A 17,077-nucleotide genomic window follows, 5' to 3' on the forward strand; every position below is an offset into this window, starting at 1 on the left:
TTCGTCGTTCCTCACTCCGGCGCGCGCTCCCGGCCGCGCCGTCCGCGTACGCCGAGGACGAGCCCCGCCACCGCCACCACGCCCACCAGCAGCGCCCAGTCCGGGACGGTGTCGCCGAGCGAGCGGGCCCACTGCTCGGCCGCGTACGAGTCGTCGACGTCGAGCAGCCCGGGCAGGCCCGTGGCCCCGTCGTACGCCAGGAACAGACCGCCCAGGACGATGAAGAACAGGCCCGAGAGCAGCGAGGTGGTGTGCAGCTCGAAGCGGCCGAGCCGCACCACCCGGCCGCGCAGCCAGCGGCGGCGGCCGAGTCCGAAGCGCTCCCAGAGCAGCGCCAGCAGGAACAGCGGGGCCGCCATGCCCAGCGCGTACACCGCGAGCAGCAGACCGCCGTAGGCCGGGCTGCCGCTGACCGCCGCCACCGTCAGGACGCTGCCCAGGATGGGCCCGGCGCAGAAGCCCGCCAGACCGTAGACCGCGCCGAGCGCGTAGACCGAGGCGGCCGTGGTCGGGCGGATGCGGCCGGACAGCTCGGTCATACGGCGGCTGGCGAAGCCCATGCCGAGGATCTGGGCGGCGCCGAGCGCGATGATCAGCCAGCCGCCGAAGAGGACCAGCTGGTCCCGGTGGCCGTAGAAGAGACGGCCCGCGTACGAGCCCGCCGCGCCGAGCGGGACCAGGGTGGTGGCCAGGCCCGCGTAGAAGATGCCGGTGCGGGCCAGGAGGCGGGAGGCGGAGTCGATCGAGTACGCGAAGAAGGCCGGGAGCAGCAGCGCGCTGCACGGGCTGAGCAGCGCGAGCAGACCGCCCAGGAACGCGGCCAGATAGCCGATGCCCGGGGTCACTTTCCGGTCCCCTTCGGGCCGGCGGCCTGCGCGGCCTTGTACTCGGCCGCCTCGTCGACGGCCTGCGCGAAGGTGGCCAGCGGCTGGGCGCCGGCCAGCGGGCGGCCGTTGATCACGAACGACGGCGTCGAGCTCGCGCCCAGCGCGTACGCCTCGTCCTGGTCCTTCTTCACCGCTGCCTTCGCCGCGTCGCCGTCCGCGTCCCGTACGAAACGGTCGAGGTCGGCCACGCCCGCCTGCCCGGCCAGCGCCCGCAGCCGGTCCTTGCCGAAGCCCTTCTCCTTGGAGCCCCGGGCGTACGCCGCCGTGTGGAACTGCCAGAACCGGCCCTGCCGCCCGGCCGCCCAGGCCGCGCGGGCCGCGGCCTCCGACTCGGCGCCGAAGATCGGCATGTTGCGCCATTCGATGCGCAGGGTGCCGGCGTCGACGTACTTCTTCACCAGCGCGGGCTCGGTGTCGCGGGCGAACTTGCCGCAGTACGAGCACTTGAAGTCGGCGTACTCGATCATCACGACGGGCGCGTCCGCGCGGCCCTGGGCGAGCGGGTCCTTGCCGTCGCGGCGGGCCAGCTTCTCCAGCTCGGGGAAGGTGCCGGCGGGCGGCTCGGCGGCGTCGGAGGAGGAGGCGGAGCCGCTCTTCTGCGGGCCGGAGGACGTCGCCTGGTAGGAGGCGGCCCCGAGGACGGCCACGGCCACGGCCACGGCGGCACCGATCAGAAACGGCTTCTTGGACTTGGGCGCAGGGGTGCCCTTGGACTTGGACATACGGGTCTCCGTGTACGTACCGCGGCAGGGATGCGGCGGGAAAAGGGAAAGGGACGGCCGGTCGTGAATGACCGGCCGCCTAGACCCTCAGTACGGAGAGTTCGACGGGTGTGGGCGCGGCAGGCGTCGGGCCGCGGGCCGGTGGGGCGCGGTGGTGGGCGTCCTGGGCGACGGGTCCCGCCGGGACGGTCCGCCCGCCGAGCGCGGGGGCCTGGTCGTACGCGGTACGGGCCCGCACCGGCGCGGCCGGATCGCCGCCCTTGTCCTGCTTGCCGCCCTGCTTGCAGCCGGGCGAGCCGTCGACCGGGGCGGACACCTGCGTACGCGGCGCCCCGCCCGGGGCGGCCGCCGCCGGGGACGGACCGCACAGCAGCACCGTCACCACCCCGAGCACCATCAGCAGCACGGCCGCGAGGCGGCGGTGCGGGGCGTGGGTGCGGGGCATGCCCGAAATGGTACGGGGTGGCCGGTGGCCGCGCGCCAGGCCGGTGACGGCACCCGAAATGCGTTCGCCACTCGTCGTCGGCGGGTGAGATCCTGAACCAGGTATGTCTACTTCCTTTGCCGATCTCCAGACCCTGCTGGCCGAGATCTCGCTGCGTGACGCCCATCGGCTCGGCCGCCGTCTCGAAGGCGCCCGCCGCATCAAGAAGCCCGAGGCCCGGCAGGCCGTGCTCGACGAGATCGCCGCCGACGCCGCGAAGTCCGCCGAGCGCGTCGCCCGGCGGGCCTCCCGCATGCCCGGGATCACGTACCCGGAGCAGCTCCCGGTCAGCCAGAAGAAGGACACGATCCTGGAGGCGATACGGGACCACCAGGTCGTGATCGTCGCGGGTGAGACCGGCTCCGGCAAGACCACCCAGATCCCCAAGATCTGTATGGAGCTGGGCCGGGGCGTGCGCGGCATGATCGGGCACACCCAGCCCCGCCGGATCGCCGCCCGTACGGTCGCGGACCGCATCGCGGACGAGCTGAAGACCCCGCTCGGCGAGGCGGTCGGCTGGAAGGTCCGGTTCACCGACCAGGTCGACCAGGACGCGACCTTCGTCAAGCTGATGACGGACGGCATCCTGCTCGCGGAGATCCAGACGGACCGCGAGCTGCGCGCGTACGACACGATCATCATCGACGAGGCCCACGAGCGGTCCCTCAACATCGACTTCCTGCTGGGCTATCTGGCCCAGCTGCTGCCCAGGCGCCCCGACCTGAAGGTCGTCATCACCTCGGCGACCATCGACCCCCAGCGCTTCTCGCGCCACTTCGGGGAGGCGCCGGTCGTCGAGGTCAGCGGGCGTACGTACCCCGTCGAGGTGCGCTACCGCCCGCTCCTCGAAGAGGACTCGGACGACTCGGACCGCGACCAGATCACCGCGATCTGCGACGCCGTCGACGAGCTCCAGTCCGAGGGCCCCGGCGACATCCTGGTCTTCCTCTCCGGCGAGCGCGAGATCCGTGACACGGCGGACGCGCTCAACAAGAAGAACCTGCGGTCCACCGAGGTTCTGCCGCTGTACGCGCGCCTGAGCCACGCCGAGCAGCACCGCGTCTTCCAGCAGCACACCGGTCGCAGGATCGTTCTCGCGACCAACGTCGCCGAGACCTCCCTGACCGTCCCGGGCATCAAGTACGTGATCGACCCGGGCACCGCCCGTATCTCCCGCTACAGCCACCGCACCAAGGTGCAGCGGCTGCCCATCGAGGCGGTCTCGCAGGCCAGCGCCAACCAGCGCAAGGGCCGCTGCGGCCGTACCAGCGACGGCGTCTGCATCCGGCTCTACTCCGAGGACGACTTCCTCTCCCGGCCGGAGTTCACCGACGCGGAGATCCTCCGTACCAACCTGGCCTCCGTCATCCTCCAGATGACCGCCGCCGGGCTCGGCGAGATCGAGAAGTTCCCCTTCATCGACCCGCCGGACCACCGCAACATCCGCGACGGCGTCCAGCTCCTCCAGGAGCTGCACGCGCTGGACCCGGCGGAGAAGGACCCCCGCAAGCGGCTGACCCCGATGGGCCGCAAGCTCGCGCAGCTGCCGGTCGACCCGCGGCTCGCCCGGATGGTCCTGGAGGCCGACAAGAACGGCTGTGTCCGTGAGGTCATGGTCATCGCGGCCGCGCTCTCCATCCAGGACCCGCGCGAGCGGCCGTCCGACAAGCAGACGCAGGCCGACCAGCAGCACGCCCGCTTCAAGGACGAGACCAGCGACTTCCTCGCCTTCCTCAACCTGTGGCGGTACGTGCGCGAGCAGCAGAAGGAGCGCGGCTCCTCCAGCTTCCGCCGGATGTGCAAGCAGGAGTACCTGAACTTCCTGCGCATCCGCGAGTGGCAGGACATCTACTCCCAGCTGCGGACGGTCGCCAAGACCATGGGCATCCACCTCAACGAGGAGGACGCCCCCGAGCAGTCGGTGCACACCTCGCTCCTGGCGGGTCTGCTCTCGCACATCGGGCTCAAGGACACCGACAAGAACGAGTACCTGGGCGCCCGCGGCGCCAAGTTCGCGATCTTCCCGGGGTCCGCGCTCTTCAAGAAGCAGCCCAAGGTCCTCATGTCGGCCGAGCTCGTGGAGACCTCCCGCCTGTGGGCTCGGGTCAACGCGAAGGTCGAGCCAGAGTGGATCGAGCCGCTCGCCCAGCACCTGGTCAAGCGCACCTACAGCGAGCCGCACTGGGAGAAGGACCAGGCCGCGGTGATGGCGTACGAGAGGGTCACGCTGTACGGCGTGCCGATCGTCGCCAACCGCAAGGTGAACTACGGCCGCATCGACGCGGAGGCCTCGCGCGAGCTGTTCATCCGCAACGCGCTGGTCGAGGGCGACTGGCGCACCCACCACAAGTTCTTCGCCGACAACCGCAAGCTCCTGACCGAGGTCGAGGAGCTGGAGCACCGGGCGCGGCGCCGCGACATCCTGGTCGACGACGAGACGCTCTTCGACTTCTACGACCAGCGGGTGCCCGAACACGTCGTCTCCGGCGCCCACTTCGACTCCTGGTGGAAGCACAAGCGGCACGACGAGCCGGAGTTCCTGGACTTCGAGCGGGAGATGCTCATCCGGGAGTCGGCGCTAGCCGTCACCAAGGACGACTATCCGGACAACTGGCGCCAGGACCGACTGAAGTTCAAGGTCACCTACCAGTTCGAGCCGGGCGCGGACGCGGACGGCGTCACCGTCCACATCCCCCTCCAGGTCCTCAACCAGGTCACGGACGAGGGCTTCGACTGGCAGATCCCGGGCCTGCGCGAGGAGGTCGTCACCGAGCTCATCCGCTCGCTGCCCAAGCCGATCCGCCGCCACTACGTGCCCGCGCCGAACTTCGCGGCGAAGTTCCTGGAGCGTGCGGTGCCGTTGCAGGAGCCGCTGCCGGTGACGCTGGCGCGCGAGCTCCAGCGGATGGTCGGGGTCCCGGTCACGGCCGACGACTTCGACCTGACGCGCGTCCCGGACCACCTGAAGATCACGTACCGGATCGTCGACGAGCGGCGCCGCAAGCTGGCCGAGGACAAGGACCTGGAGGCGCTCAAGCTCCAGCTGCGCCCCAAGGCCCGTCAGGCGCTCTCCCAGGCCGCCGCGGCGGCCGCTCCCTCGGGCGGCGTGTCCATCGAGCGCACGGGCCTCACCGACTGGACGATCGGCACCCTGACGAAGGTCTTCGAGACCAAGCGCGCGGGCCAGCCGGTCAAGGCGTACCCGGCGCTGGTCGACTCCGGCGAGACCGTCTCCGTACGGCTCTTCGACACCGAGGCCGAGCAGCAGCAGGCGATGTGGCGCGGCACCCGGAAGCTGATCCTCCTGAACATCCCGGTGAACCCGGCGAAGTTCGCCTCGGACAAGCTGACGAACCAGCACAAGCTCGCCCTGTCCCGCAATCCGCACGGCTCGGTCCAGGCGCTCTTCGACGACTGCGCGATGGCCGCCGCCGACAAGCTGATCGCGGACCACGGGGGCCCGGCGTGGGACGAGGAGTCGTTCCGCAAGCTGTACGACAAGGTGCGCGCCGACCTCGTCGACGCGACCGTACGGACCGTCGGACAGGTCCAGCAGATCCTGGCCGCCTGGCAGGCCTGTGAGCGCCGTCTGAAGGCCACGAACAGCCTGGTCCTGATCAACAACCTCCAGGACGTACGGGAGCAGCTGGCGGCCCTGGTGCCGGCCGGGTTCGTGACCGCGACGGGGCTGCGCCGGCTGCCGGACCTGATGCGCTATCTGGTGGCGGTGGACCGGCGCCTGCAGCAGATGCCGACGTCCGTGCAGCGCGACACCACGCGCATGGAGAAGGTCCACGAGATGCAGGACGAGTACGCGTGGCTCCTTGAGCAGATGCCCCAGGGGCGGCCGGTGCCGCGGGAGGTGCTGGACATCCGCTGGATGATCGAGGAGCTGCGGGTGAGCTACTTCGCGCACGCCCTGGGCACCGCGTTCCCCGTCTCGGACAAGCGGATCGTGAAGGCGATCGACGCGGCGGCGCCGTGACGGACCCCTCTCCCTGAGTGAGTTCGACCTGACCAGCTGACCTGCTGTACAGTTTCTCTCGCAGCCAAGGAGCAAGCACAGGCTGCGAAACCTGGTCCTGTGGAGCAGTTTGGAGTGCTCGCCACCCTGTCAAGGTGGAGGCCGCGGGTTCAAATCCCGTCAGGACCGCAGTGAAATCGGAGCCCGCATCCTTCCCGGATGCGGGCTCCGGTGCTGTTCGGGGCCTCCCGGGGCCGCGCCCCGCGGCGGAGCCGCGAATCAGACACAGCAGATCCCGTCAGGGCCGCAGTACCGAGTGGGCCCGGATCCTTATGGATCCGGGCCCACTTGGCGTTTCCGGCCGTCTTGACGGAGTCATCTGCCCCCGGTACCCAGGGAGAAGGCAGCGGGTCCCACCCGGGAGGTGGCGCATGACGGCGTCGTCCGTGAGGCACGAGACTCGGGCGCTGCTGCGCGCCCATCTGTCGGCCGCGAGCGGCTACCGGCATGTCACCCGGCACTGCCCCGTCTGTTCGCGCCTCCTGCGGCTCGCCATGGAGCCCTCGGAGCCCGAACCCCTCCTCGCACTCCTTGAGCCGCTCCGCGAGCCGCGCCGCGAGCCGCGCCCCGAGGCACTGTCCGAGCCTCTGCCCGAGGACGAAAGTCCCGCCGAGCGGTGACCAATGGCGGGTTGGCCGCGCCCCCGACGGTGGCAGGCTCTGTCCAGAGGACCGTCGCGGGGGTGTGACGGGAGTCACCGAACAAGTTTTGGGAAGCGGGGAACTTACACCGTACCTACAACCTCCCAATTTAATATGTGCAATTGCACCACCTCCGGAGGGGTCTGCGGCAAGCCCCGCGAAGCACCCCCAGACGGCCCGGACCGTCCCGGATCGGGGCATAAAAAAGACCGCGCTGGACCCGGCGGAGTCCAGCGCGGCCGATGTGACGGTGAGCCCGTTGGGGCAGGCCTGTCGCCAGTGGAGCTATGGGGTGGGCGACCGGGATGGGGGCCCCGGAATGCCCGTTATCGGGGTGTTGTTCAGGCCTCGCTACGCTGCTGCGGAATACCCGCAAGCAGCGCACGGACCTCTGCTTCGCGGTACCGGCGGTGTCCACCCAGCGTGCGGATGGACGTGAGCTTGCCCGCCTTCGCCCAGCGGGTGACCGTCTTCGGGTCCACGCGGAACATCGTGGCAACCTCAGCCGGGGTCAGCAGCGGCTCGGCATCAGGGGTGCGAGCGGTCATGAGCGGCCTCCTCGGGAGAACCGAACCTTCTCGGTTCTTTCCTCTAAATTCTGCACCTTGACCCGCGTTGCCCGAAATGGCGGACGCGAGCCGAGTCGGTTATAGGACGAACGGCTTGTCCTCGGCACTACAACTACACCATCCGTCCAGCCACGTCGGCCAAACCGATGGAATTGCCCTCCCAGGTGTTCATCAGCGACGGAAGCCGATGGACCATGCCATAGCGGACAGTCACGCCACAGTGACGATCAGTCACAGAGCGATCAGGAGTCATCAGACCCCCCATAGCAGGCAATACCAAGCAATCCGCCCACAGTTGGACGGAAGGAGCCCTCACCGGACTCCTTGTCCTATTTTGGCACGAGGGTGGGGGATCGACGCAAGGGCCCAGAAAGTGCGGTCCATCACGCTTGAGGCAAAGGCCCGGATCAGGACCTACGTCCCGAGCACACGGCCGGAAAGGTCACTCAACCGTACGAAGACGCTCACCCGAACGGGTCAGCGCGCGGCCCGTGCCGACGCCCCCTCGGTCCGACGGTCCCTCAGTTCGCGAGCCGGCGCTCCCTGACGGCCCGCCAGCGCTCCGTGAAGCGTTCGTACGCCCTGGCCGCCCCCGCGCCGTCCCCGGCGCGCAGTGCGGCGATCCCCTCGGCCACGTCGGCCGCCGAGCGGTCCTCCTCCAGGCGCGCCTGCGGCAGGGCGTGCACCAGCCCCCCGTAGTCCAGCTCGACCAGCGAGCGCGGATGGAACTCCTCCAGCCAGCTCCCCACCTCGACGAGCTCCTCGGTCAGAGGCCCCTCGTCGATGTGGTCGCGCAGCGTCCTGAGCGCCCACGCGAGGCGGCGCCGGGCCTGGACCATCGGGGTGCGGTAGCGCAGCACGGGCGCCGCACCGCTCTCCGCCCGGACATACTCCCTCTCTTCGTCCGAAAAGACCGTGAACCAGCTCACAGGGATGTGCCAGACCGCTGTCAGGATCCACGGCCGGGCGTCCGGGTTCTTCTCCCGCCACCGCTCGTAGTCCGCCGCGGCCTGCCGGCGCACCACCGGCGGCAGCAGCGCGTCGAGCACCGGCGCCGGGAACTGGCCGGGCAGCCCCTCCAGGGCCTGCCAGCCGCGCAGCCGGGTCCGCCACGGGCAGACGCACACCACCCCGTCGACCTCGGCCACGAACGCGTCCGCGCTCTCGTGGACCGGCACCGCCACCGGCGGGGTCGGCAGCAGATCCGCCAGCGCGCGCCGGAGTTCGTCCTGGGCATCCGGGGTACGCCCGCGCTCCGCGTAACGGGTCCAGTGGGCGCGCTCCGGTTCGGGGAAGGCCGCCAGCGGCTCGTACACCCGCAGATAGGACGCGTACGGGACGATCACCGAGGACACCACCGCCATGCGTCGCATCGTCCCACGCGCACGCGGGGACGGAGGGTGATCCTCGGCACTGCGCCTGATCTACGGACGCGTAGGACTTACTCTGCTCCCAGCGCGGCCCCGGGCGGGCCGCGACGTGGCCCGCCCCACCCACAAGCGGGCCGCCAAACGCCGCTTCGTACTTGGGAGTCACCACCGTGACCGATGTGACCGGCGACGCTGTCAGCTCAGCAGACGTTCTGCACACCCTGTTCCGTTCGGACCAGGGCGGCCATGAACAAGTCGTGCTGTGCCAGGACCGCGCCTCGGGCCTCAAAGCCGTCATCGCCATCCACTCCACCGCCCTGGGCCCGGCCCTCGGCGGAACGCGCTTCTACCCCTACGCGAGCGAGGCCGAGGCCGTCGCCGACGCGCTCAACCTCTCCCGCGGCATGTCCTACAAGAACGCCATGGCCGGGCTCGACCACGGCGGCGGCAAGGCCGTGATCATCGGTGATCCGGAGACGGCCAAGACGGACGAACTGCTCCTCGCCTACGGGCGGATGGTGGCCTCGCTCGGCGGCCGTTACGTGACGGCGTGCGACGTCGGCACGTATGTGGCGGACATGGACGTCGTGGCGCGCGAGTGCCGGTGGACGACCGGCCGCTCCCCCGAGAACGGCGGCGCGGGCGACTCCTCCGTGCTCACCGCCTTCGGCGTCTTCCAGGGCATGCGGGCCAGCGCCCAGCACCTGTGGGGCGACCCGACGCTGCGCGGCCGCAAGGTCGGCGTCGCGGGCGTCGGCAAGGTGGGCCACTACCTGGTGGAGCACCTGGTGGCGGACGGCGCCGAGGTCGTGATCACCGATGTGCGTGAGGAATCGGTACGCCGGATCCTCGACAAGCACCCGGGCAGCGTCACCGCGGTCGCCGACACGGACGCGCTCATCCGTGTGGAGGGGCTGGACATCTACGCCCCCTGCGCGCTCGGCGGCGCCCTGAACGACGAGAGCGTCCCGGTCCTCACCGCGAAGATCGTGTGCGGCGCGGCCAACAACCAGCTGGCGCACCCGGGCGTCGAGAAGGACCTCGCGGACCGCGCGATCCTCTACGCGCCCGACTACGTGGTCAACGCCGGTGGCGTGATCCAGGTCGCCGACGAGCTGCACGGCTTCGACTTCGACCGCTGCAAGGCGAAGGCCGCGAAGATCTTCGACACCACGCTGGCCATATTCGCACGTGCGAAGGAAGACGGCATTCCGCCGGCCGCCGCGGCCGACCGGATCGCCGAGCAGCGCATGGCCGAGGCGCGCCGGCCCTGACGCCCCCGGGCAGCCGATCCGCCGACCGGCGAGAGAAGACTCACGCCGGTCGGCGGGTCGGAGGCCAAGAAGGGGTTAAAATCGCGGTTGACCAGCGAGGAAAGGGCTCCTTGCGGGTTCTGCCAAGTGGCACGTCATGCGGGCGGCGTACCGTATGGCCGCGGAAGCAGGTACCGTTGAAGCCCTACGGACACGGTCTCTCCACGGAGAGCCCGTTCCGACTCATGAACGCGTGTCAAGACTCTGGGGCCGTTGAGCCCCGTCACCGAGGGGGTCGAGCCATGGGGCGCGGCCGGGCAAAGGCCAAGCAGACCAAGGTCGCCCGCCAGCTGAAGTACAGCAGCGGCGGGACTGATCTGTCGCGTCTGGCCAACGAGCTGGGCGCATCTACTCCGAATCCGGCAGTGAGCCAACCGCCTAACGCGGAGCCACTGGAGGACGACGAGGATGACGACCCGTACGCCCGCTATGCGGATTTGTACGGCACCGATGACGAGGACGAGGACGAAGAGTCCGGCCCGTCGTCGCAGCGCCGCGGCGCTTGACTTCGCTGTTCCCGCTTTCGCAGCAACTTTCACTTCTGCTGCTCTGAGCACAACGACCCGGTCCGGGGCCTTCGCCCCAGACCGGGTTTCGTGCTGCCTGTAGTGGCTTGCTTGGCGGCGCTTCTACTTTGAATACGTGCCAGTCAGCTCGGCGCCCGTGGCGTGCTCGCCGCGCTCGGTGATCCGACCCGCGACCCAGGAGTCCACACCGCGGTCCGCGAGGGTCGTCAGGGCCACGTCCACCGATGCCTCGGGGACGATCGCGATCATGCCGACGCCCATGTTCAGCGTCTTCTCCAGCTCCAGCCGCTCGACCTTGCCGGCCGTGCCCACCAGGTCGAAGACCGCGCCCGGCGCCCAGGTCGAGCGGTCGACCGTGGCGTGCAGGTGGTCGGGGATGACCCGGGCCAGGTTGTTGGCGAGACCGCCGCCGGTGACATGGCTGAAACCGTGTACCTCGGTCGTACGGGTCAGGGCCAGGCAGTCCAGCGAGTAGATCTTGGTCGGCTCCAGGAGCTCCTCGCCCAGGGTCCGCCCGAACTCCTCGACCTGCTGCTCCAGCGACATCTTCGCCCGGTCGAAGAGCACATGCCGGACGAGTGAGTACCCGTTCGAGTGAAGTCCGGACGACGCCATGGCGATGACGACGTCACCCGTACGGATGCGATCCGCGCCGAGCAGCCGGTCGTACTCCACCACGCCCGTACCGGCGCCGGCGACGTCGAAGTCGTCCGGGCCGAGCAGGCCCGGGTGCTCGGCGGTCTCGCCGCCGACCAGCGCGCAGCCCGCGAGGACACAGCCCTCGGCGATGCCCTTCACGATGGCGGCGACCCGCTCGGGGTGCACCTTGCCGACGCAGATGTAGTCGGTCATGAACAGCGGCTCGGCACCGCACACCACGAGGTCGTCGACGACCATGCCGACGAGGTCGTGGCCGATCGTGTCGTACACGCCGAGGCGGCGGGCGAGGTCGACCTTCGTGCCGACGCCGTCGGTCGCGGAGGCGAGCAGCGGGCGCTCGTAGCGCTTGAGGGCGGAGGCGTCGAAGAGCCCGGCGAAACCGCCGAGGCCACCGAGCACCTCGGGGCGCTTGGTCTTCTTCACCCACTCCTTCATCAGCTCGACGGCGCGATCGCCCGCCTCGATGTCGACGCCCGCGGCTGCGTAGCTGGCACCAGTGGTCTCAGACATGACAGTGAGAACTTTCGTGTCGTACTGCAGGGTTTGCGGGCGCCTACGGGCGGCGCAGCGCGTCGGCCGCGGCCGTGGCGGCGGGGCCGGCCGCGAGCTCGGTCTCCAGGAGCTGCTTGCCGAGCAGCTCGGGGTCCGGGAGCTCCATCGGGTAGACCCCGTCGAAGCAGGCGCGGCAGAGGTTGTCCTTGGGGATGGTCGTCGCCTCGATCATCGCGTCCGTCGAGATGTACGAGAGCGAGTCGGCGCCCAGGGAGGTGCCGATCTCCTCGATCGTCATGCCGTTGGCGATCAGCTCGGCGCGGGTCGCGAAGTCGATGCCGAAGAAGCACGGCCACTTGACCGGCGGGGACGAGATCCGGATGTGGACCTCGGCGGCCCCGGCCTCGCGGAGCATCTTCACGAGCGCGCGCTGGGTGTTGCCGCGGACGATCGAGTCGTCCACGACCACCAGGCGCTTGCCCCGGATGACTTCCTTCAGCGGGTTCAGCTTGAGGCGGATACCCAGCTGGCGGATGGTCTGCGAGGGCTGGATGAAGGTCCGCCCGACATAGGCGTTCTTGACCAGGCCCGAGCCGTACGGAATGCCGCTGGCCTCCGCGTAGCCGATGGCGGCGGGGGTGCCGGACTCGGGAGTCGCTATCACCAGGTCGGCGTCGACAGGCGCTTCCTTGGCGAGTTTCCGTCCCATCTCCACACGGGAGAGGTAGACGTTCCGCCCGGCGATGTCGGTGTCGGGACGCGCCAGGTAGACGTACTCGAAGACACAGCCCTTGGGCTTCGCTTCCGCAAATCGAGAGGTCCGGAGACCGTTCTCGTCGATGGCGACGAGCTCGCCCGGCTCGATCTCGCGCACAAAGCTGGCGCCGCAGATGTCGAGGGCGGCGGTCTCGGAGGCGACCACCCAGCCGCGCTCCAGCCGGCCGATGACCAGCGGGCGGATGCCCTGCGGGTCACGGGCGCAGTAGAGCGTCTGCTCGTCCATGAAGACCAGCGAGAACGCGCCCTGCACCTGCGGAAGGACCTTGGCGGCCGCTTCCTCGACGGTGAGCGGCTTGCCGTCGTCGTCGGTCTGCCCCGCGAGCAGGGCGGTGACGAGATCGGTGTCGTTGGTGGCGGCGACCTGGGTCGCGCGACCGTTCTCCTTCGGCAGGCCGGCGACCATCTCCGCCAGCTGGGCGGTGTTCACCAGGTTGCCGTTGTGGCCGAGCGCGATCGAGCCGTGGGCGGTTGCCCGGAACGTCGGCTGCGCGTTCTCCCACACGGAGGCACCGGTGGTCGAGTAGCGGGCGTGACCGACCGCGATATGACCTTGGAGCGAACCGAGAGAGGTCTCGTCGAAGACCTGGGAAACAAGCCCCATGTCCTTGAAGACGAGGATCTGGGAGCCGTTGCTCACCGCGATACCCGCGGATTCCTGGCCCCGATGCTGGAGGGCGTAAAGCCCGAAGTAAGTGAGCTTGGCGACCTCTTCACCCGGAGCCCAGACGCCGAAGACGCCGCAAGCGTCCTGGGGGCCTTTCTCGCCGGGGAGCAGATCATGATTGAGTCGACCGTCACCACGTGGCACGCCACCGAGTGTAGGCGAGATCGACCACTGGTCCGAATTGGGGATACGGACAAGGTGGGGGTGGTGGGCGGTTTGTGGCATCTGCCGGACGGGGTGGAGCAGGCCTTTTCCCGCCCTGGCGGGAAAAGGCCGGTGAAGGGGCCGGTCGGGAAATGTGACGGAGGTCGCGCGAGCCCCGGCGGGGGCCCGGCCGGTAGTCACCTGCCGTAGCCATATGACCACCTCGGCCGGGCCGCATTCCTCAGCGGGAAAGCACCGGCAGGAGTGCGGAGAGGTCCGCCCGCTCCCCGCTCGCCGCAACCCGCCCCCCGTCCAGCTCGTCCGCCCACGCCCTGCGCCCGGCGGCGAGCCGCATCCAGGTGAGCGGGTCGGTCTCCACGACGTTCGGGGGCGTGCCCCGGGTGTGCTTCGGGCCCTCGACGCACTGCACCACCGCGTACGGCGGGACGCGCACCTCGACCGAGCCGCCCGGCGCCTTCACCGCGAGCGCGTCGGCGAGCAGCCGGGTGCAGGCGGCGAGCGCCTGGCGGTCGTACGGGATGTCCAGGCCGGGCACGGCGTCGTTCAGGTCGTCGGTGTGGACGCAGAGCTCGACCGTGCGCGTGACCAGGTGGTCGGCGAGGGTCATGGTGCCGAGGGCCGTCCTGACGAGCCGGGTGTCCTCGGCGCCCGGGAGCAGCTGCCCGGTGCGGGCGGCCACGTCGGCGTAGAGGGAGGCGAGGTCCGGGGCGCCCTCGCCGTCCGGGGTGCGGGCGGCGGCCGCGGCAGTGGCGAACGGCCAGTCCGGCAGGGTGACGTCCGGGCGGCCGGGGGCGGGCGCCGGCTCGGCCAGGTTCCGGGCGACCACGTCCACGGCCCGCGCCAGATGCGCGGCGAGGTCGTGCACGGTCCAGCCCACCAGCCGGGTCGGCCGCTCCAGCACGTCGGGCGCGAGACGCGCCACCGCTTCCCGTACGTGCGCGAACTGGGCGAGGACGGCGGCGCGGGTCTTCACCGGGTCGTAGCTGCGTGTGCGCTTCTTGGCGGGAGGCATGATCGCGAGCCTATGCGGTGGCTTGGGGCTTACAGGTTCGGCTGCGGCCCGGTGGGGGCTGAGCGCGCAGTTCCCCGCGCCCCTAGGCAGTTAGGGGCGCGGGGCCCTGACATTTTGCGGCTCCGCCGCGATGGGGGTCCCCCCTGTTCGAGCGAAGCCGAGAACTTGGGGGAGCGAGCGACCCAGCACGGTCCGCGGCCGAAAACCCGACTGAGCCAGCGAAGCGCTACCCCTTCGTCGCGAAGTCGCCGAGGCCGAATTCGACCAGGTCGAAGGCGCGGTCGGCCAGGCGGACGGCGTCCGGGGCGATGTCCTCCGCCGGGTCGCCGAGCAGCAGGCGGCGGTGGTTCTCGCTGACCAGCGTCGCGCGCGTGCCCATCAGCTGGGCCGCCGCGACCCGGGCGAGCACCCGGTCCCCGGTCTCCTCGCCCAGCGCCTCGGCGACCAGGTCGGAGCTGCGTACGAGGGCGGTGCGGGCGCGGTTCAGCAGCACCGGGGTCTCCATGATGAGCCGCAGCAGCTGGAGCACCAGCGGGTCGTCGCTGAGGCCGATGGACGCGTCGCGGGCCTCGACGGCCGCCAGGTAGTGGGCGCGCACGGCGGCGACGGCGGACTCGCCCGCCGGGCGCTCACGGACGGCGCGGACCACGTCGTCGCTGTGCTCCTCCATCGGCCGGAGCGCCAGGTCCTCTTTCGAGTCGAAGTGGTTGAAGACGGTCATCTTCGAGACGTCCGCCGCCTCGGCGATCTCGGCGACCGAGACCTTGTCGTAGCCGCGCTGGGCGAAGAGGTCGAGGGCGGCGGCCATGAGCCTGCGCCGGGTCTGCCACTTCTTGCGTTCCCGCAGGCCCATATGGGCCGGTGCGGCCTTCTGCACGTACTCCGCCATGGCCGCCACTGTACCAGGATGAATTTTAGTCCAGGATGAAAAGTTGACTCAGTACAGAATGTGGGTCAGGGTGGTGCCCACGACTACGGCGAGCGGCCCCGACTGCCGCACCGGAGGGGGAATCCACCATGCCCAGGACCCTGAGCACACCCATGCCGAAAACGGCGCGGCCGACGAGCGCCGAGGAGGGGGCGCGTCCGGCCCCGGTCATGTCCGCGGGCCAGGTCAGGATCGGCTTCGCCGTCTGCCTGGTGACGATCCTGCTCGCGGTCCTCGACACGAACATCGTGTCGGCCGCGACCGTCCCGATCGTCCGCGACCTCGACCCGGTCCACGGCGTCGACAAGATCCCGTGGCTGATCAGCTCGTTCGCGCTCGCCTCGGCGGCGGTGCTGCCGCTGTACGGGAAGCTGTGCGACACGATCGGCGCCAAGAAGGTCTTCGTGGGCGCGATCGCCACGTTCCTGGCCGGCTCGGCGCTGTGCGGGGCCGCTCAGTCCATGGGCGAACTGATCGCGGCGCGGGCCGTGCAGGGCATCGGCGGTGGCGGCCTGATGAGCGTGACGATGGTGGTGATCGCCCAGCTGAAGGGCCCCGGGGACGGGGACGGCGGGGGCGGCCGGGGCAAGGGCGGCAGCATCGGCGGAATCGTCGCCGGGGCCGGGATGGCGCTCGGCCCGTGGGTCGGCGGCACACTCGCCGACCACGCGAGCTGGCGCTGGATCTTCTACGTGAACCTGCCGGTCGGCCTCGCCGTGCTCGCCGCGGCGGTGGTCGTCCTGCGGCTGCCGGTCGCTCCCGTACGCCACCGCATCGACTACCCCGGCGCGGCGCTCGCCGCGGCCTTCTCGGTCTCGCTGCTGCTGGTGACGGAGTGGGGCGGCAAGGACTACGCCTGGTCGTCGCCGGTGATCATCGGGCTCGCGGTCACCGGCGTGGCCTCGCTGGCGCTGTTCCTGCGCCGCCAGACGACCGCCGCCGAACCGATCCTGCCGCTGTCCATGTTCAAGGTCCCGGCGGTCCGCCTCGGCTTCGCCATCCAGGGGCTGGTCGGCGCGGCCATGATGGGCACCCTGGTCTACGTGATGATCTACCTCCAGGTCGTCCGGGGCATCGAGGCCACCTCGGCGGGCCTGTATCTGATCCCGATGGCCATCGGGATGACCGCCGTCGGGCTCGGCTCGGAGCGGCTGGGGGCGCGCGGCTGGTCGCAGAAGACGTTCGTGCTGACGGGTACGGTCGCGGCGACGGCGGCGCTGGGCCTGCTGGCCACGACGCGGGTGGCCACGAACCTGTGGCAGATCCGGGCCGAACTGCTCCTGATGGGCATGGGGTTCGGCCTGCTGATCGGCCAGCTGATCCATATCGTGCAGGCCGCGGCCCCGGCCCGTCAGCTGGGTGTCGCGACGACGGGGGTCCGGTTCTTCCAGACGCTGGGCAACGCGCTGGGGGCGGCGGTGTTCGGCACGATCCTGAGCCGGGTGTACGAGTCGAAGGGGCCGGGCGGCTCGACGAGCGCGCTGCGCACGCTGCACGGTCCGTCGCACGCGTCGGGGGTTCATGCGCTCACGACGGGGATGGATGTGGTGTTCGTGGCGGGGGCGGTGCTGATGGCGGCGGCCGCGTACTTGGCAACCCGCTTGCCGCGCGCGGCAGTTTGAGCCCCGGGGGGGTTCGCCCCCGGCCCCTGTTCGTCCGCGGCCCGTCGTGGGCTGGTCGCGCGGTTCCCCGCGCCCCTGACGTGCCTGGTTACGCGGTGGTTCGTCTGCGAGCCATCGTCGGCTGAGCGCGCGGTTCCCCGCGCCCCTGAGTACCTGGGGGCGCGGGAATCGCGCGAGCGGGCACGCACGGCCCGCGGGCAAACGGGGGGTCCGGGGG

Annotated in this window: 14 protein-coding genes and 1 tRNA gene; 6 read left to right on the forward strand and 9 right to left on the reverse strand. The window is 70.5% G+C overall.

Features of this window, described 5'->3' with window-relative positions; all coding sequences use genetic code 11:
- Window positions 1-11 precede the first annotated feature (11 nt).
- The 3 genes from ACFWA7_RS22495 to ACFWA7_RS22505 form a co-directional block, all read right to left on the reverse strand.
- Window positions 12-845, reverse strand: coding sequence for a cytochrome c biogenesis CcdA family protein (locus tag ACFWA7_RS22495; RefSeq protein ID WP_385545358.1), 834 nt, complete (start codon window positions 843-845; stop codon window positions 12-14).
- Window positions 842-1,609 carry a DsbA family protein gene (locus tag ACFWA7_RS22500; protein ID WP_385545361.1) on the reverse strand — a complete coding sequence of 256 codons (768 nt, stop codon included), beginning with the start codon at window positions 1,607-1,609 and terminating at the stop codon, window positions 842-844. Before ACFWA7_RS22500 ends, ACFWA7_RS22495 begins: the two co-directional genes overlap by 4 nt.
- A gap of 79 nt (window positions 1,610-1,688) precedes the next feature.
- Window positions 1,689-2,054, reverse strand: a complete 366-nt coding sequence (locus ACFWA7_RS22505; protein WP_385545363.1) for a hypothetical protein — start codon at window positions 2,052-2,054, stop codon at window positions 1,689-1,691.
- A gap of 103 nt (window positions 2,055-2,157) precedes the next feature.
- Between ACFWA7_RS22505 and hrpA the strand changes: the two genes are divergently transcribed.
- The 3 genes from hrpA (at window position 2,158) to ACFWA7_RS22520 (ending at window position 6,737) form a co-directional block, all read left to right on the forward strand.
- Window positions 2,158-6,078, forward strand: coding sequence for an ATP-dependent RNA helicase HrpA (gene hrpA / locus ACFWA7_RS22510; RefSeq protein ID WP_385545366.1), 3,921 nt, complete (start codon window positions 2,158-2,160; stop codon window positions 6,076-6,078).
- A gap of 93 nt (window positions 6,079-6,171) precedes the next feature.
- Window positions 6,172-6,246 (forward strand) — tRNA-Asp (locus ACFWA7_RS22515).
- Between the two features lie 242 nt (window positions 6,247-6,488).
- Complete coding sequence (locus ACFWA7_RS22520) at window positions 6,489-6,737, forward strand: DUF6274 family protein (RefSeq protein WP_385545369.1); 249 nt, start codon at window positions 6,489-6,491, stop codon at window positions 6,735-6,737.
- Between the two features lie 362 nt (window positions 6,738-7,099).
- Here ACFWA7_RS22520 and bldC read toward each other — a convergent pair whose 3' ends face one another.
- Both bldC and ACFWA7_RS22530 read right to left on the reverse strand, forming a co-directional pair.
- On the reverse strand, window positions 7,100-7,306 hold the full coding sequence (bldC, locus tag ACFWA7_RS22525; RefSeq protein ID WP_003949541.1) for a developmental transcriptional regulator BldC: 207 nt from the start codon (window positions 7,304-7,306) through the stop codon (window positions 7,100-7,102).
- A 542-nt stretch (window positions 7,307-7,848) separates the two neighbouring features.
- Window positions 7,849-8,691, reverse strand: coding sequence for a hypothetical protein (locus ACFWA7_RS22530; protein WP_385824790.1), 843 nt, complete (start codon window positions 8,689-8,691; stop codon window positions 7,849-7,851).
- A gap of 176 nt (window positions 8,692-8,867) precedes the next feature.
- Here ACFWA7_RS22530 and ACFWA7_RS22535 point away from each other — a divergent pair, with 176 nt between their 5' ends.
- Both ACFWA7_RS22535 and ACFWA7_RS22540 read left to right on the forward strand, forming a co-directional pair.
- Complete coding sequence (locus tag ACFWA7_RS22535; RefSeq protein ID WP_385824792.1) at window positions 8,868-9,971, forward strand: Leu/Phe/Val dehydrogenase; 1,104 nt, start codon at window positions 8,868-8,870, stop codon at window positions 9,969-9,971.
- Between the two features lie 281 nt (window positions 9,972-10,252).
- Window positions 10,253-10,516: a DUF3073 domain-containing protein gene (locus ACFWA7_RS22540; RefSeq protein WP_385545377.1), complete on the forward strand. Its 264-nt coding sequence runs from the start codon at window positions 10,253-10,255 to the stop codon at window positions 10,514-10,516.
- A 123-nt stretch (window positions 10,517-10,639) separates the two neighbouring features.
- Here the strand turns inward: ACFWA7_RS22540 and purM are convergent, their stop codons facing one another.
- From purM to ACFWA7_RS22560, 4 genes are all read right to left on the reverse strand, one after another.
- Complete coding sequence (gene purM, locus ACFWA7_RS22545) at window positions 10,640-11,707, reverse strand: phosphoribosylformylglycinamidine cyclo-ligase (protein WP_385545380.1); 1,068 nt, start codon at window positions 11,705-11,707, stop codon at window positions 10,640-10,642.
- Between the two features lie 43 nt (window positions 11,708-11,750).
- A complete protein-coding gene (gene purF, locus ACFWA7_RS22550; protein ID WP_385545382.1) occupies window positions 11,751-13,277 on the reverse strand; it encodes an amidophosphoribosyltransferase in 1,527 nt (508 codons plus the stop codon).
- A 241-nt stretch (window positions 13,278-13,518) separates the two neighbouring features.
- Window positions 13,519-14,310, reverse strand: a complete 792-nt coding sequence (locus ACFWA7_RS22555; protein WP_385545385.1) for a sterol carrier family protein — start codon at window positions 14,308-14,310, stop codon at window positions 13,519-13,521.
- Between the two features lie 226 nt (window positions 14,311-14,536).
- Entirely contained in the window at window positions 14,537-15,199 is a 663-nt protein-coding gene (locus ACFWA7_RS22560) for a TetR/AcrR family transcriptional regulator (protein ID WP_385545388.1), read from the reverse strand.
- Between the two features lie 128 nt (window positions 15,200-15,327).
- Here ACFWA7_RS22560 and ACFWA7_RS22565 point away from each other — a divergent pair, with 128 nt between their 5' ends.
- On the forward strand, window positions 15,328-16,860 hold the full coding sequence (locus ACFWA7_RS22565; protein ID WP_385824794.1) for an MFS transporter: 1,533 nt from the start codon (window positions 15,328-15,330) through the stop codon (window positions 16,858-16,860).
- The last annotated feature ends 217 nt before the right edge of the window (window positions 16,861-17,077 follow it).

The organism is Streptomyces sp. NPDC059994, assembly GCF_042737755.1.
GTDB lineage: Bacteria > Actinomycetota > Actinomycetes > Streptomycetales > Streptomycetaceae > Streptomyces.